This window comes from Planomonospora algeriensis, assembly GCF_977012225.1.
In genome coordinates this window covers 1-794 of the sequence record NZ_CDRNDK010000987.1, presented here as the reverse complement: position 1 = coordinate 794, position 794 = coordinate 1, and the positions used below count along the sequence as shown (strand labels likewise).

Genomic DNA, 794 nt, shown 5'->3' with positions numbered 1-794 from the left:
CACTGGCGGTCCCACGGGCCGCAGCCCCCCGAGCCGCCTCAGCCGCCTCGTCTTCCCCACCCGCCGCAGCCCCCCGAGCCGCCGCGCTGAGCACGGATTCCCCCGGGCGTGCAACGCCCGGCGGGGGCCGGACGGTAGTGACCGGTGATTACCACCGATCAGTGAGGACTACCGCATGCGTGACCGGGCCGACTTCGAGCGCTACGTCGAGCAGCGCTCGGCCCGTCTGCTGCGCACCGCGTACCTCCTCTGCCGCGACTGGGGCATGGCGGAGGACCTGTTGCAGACGGCGCTGGCCAAGGCGTGGTTCGCCTGGCGCAGGGTCGGGGAGAACCCCGACCCGTACGTGTACCGGATCCTGGCCAACACCCACGCCACCTGGTGGCGGCGGAGATGGAAGGGCGAGGTCCCGACGGAGACGATTCCGGAGGAGGCGGGCAGAGGTCCGGCGGCCGACCCGGCGGCCGATCTGGGGGCGCGCGACGAGATGCGCTCGGTGCTGGCGGCGCTGCCCGCCCGGCAGCGGGCCGTGCTGGTCCTGCGCTACTTCGCCGACCTGCCCGACGCGGAGATCGCCGAGGTCCTCGGCTGCTCGGTGGCCACCGTGCGCAGCCAGGCCGCCAGGGCGCTGGCCAAGCTGCGCGTCGATCCCGCGCCGGGCGCGCTCACCTCGGAGCTGAGATGACGATCACTGAGAACGACCTGCGCGATCTCTTCGACACCGACAGCGGCGGCGGTCCCTGCAGGGGCGTGACCGTGGCCGACGTCGACCGGCGGGCCCGCCGCATCAGGCG

Annotated in this window: 1 protein-coding gene; it reads left to right on the top strand. The window is 73.9% G+C overall.

Annotated features, from left to right (window positions below; all coding sequences use genetic code 11):
- Positions 1-175: 175 nt before the first annotated feature.
- Positions 176-685, top strand: coding sequence for a SigE family RNA polymerase sigma factor (locus tag ACWJ6R_RS37370; RefSeq protein WP_449066710.1), 510 nt, complete (start codon positions 176-178; stop codon positions 683-685).
- Positions 686-794: the final 109 nt, after the last annotated feature.